Origin of the sequence: Mesorhizobium sp. M7A.F.Ca.CA.004.12.1.1 (genome assembly GCF_003997835.1) — a bacterium.
In the GTDB taxonomy this organism is placed as follows: domain Bacteria; phylum Pseudomonadota; class Alphaproteobacteria; order Rhizobiales; family Rhizobiaceae; genus Mesorhizobium.
The window spans coordinates 1-423 of record NZ_RZRK01001529.1; the positions used below are offsets into that span (position 1 = coordinate 1).

General features: G+C 67.4%; 1 pseudogene. It reads right to left on the reverse strand.

The annotated features are described in order from the left end of the window. Positions 1–423 (reverse strand): annotated as a pseudogene (locus EN984_RS38030) (hypothetical protein); the annotation flags it as partial.

Consider the following 423-nt stretch of genomic DNA (forward strand, 5'->3'; position numbering starts at 1 on the left):
TGCCAATAGCACCCCGACCATTGGTGGTGATGTTGCCGGTGTTGGTACCGGTTGCATTGGCGCCATCATTGCCTGCGCCGCCGGTGCCACCGCCGCCGAACAGGCCGAAGGCGTCGCCGCCGCCACCACCGCCGCCGCCGACCGACTGTACGGCCATGCCGCTGGCGAAATCACCATGCGTTATGATGCCGCCCGAATTGCTGCCCGTGGCATTTCCGCCCAAAGTGGCGCCGCCGCCATTGCCGCCGCCGCTGACGACCCCGACGCCATCGGCGCCATTGCCACCCACACCACCTGCCGACCGCACCAGCATGCCATAAGAGGCCAATCCCGATGTTTCCACCTTGCCGGCGTTGCTTGCCGATGCGGTGCCGCCGGAAGCGCCATCACCGCCGTCACCAGCATCGACGCCGAGACTGACGA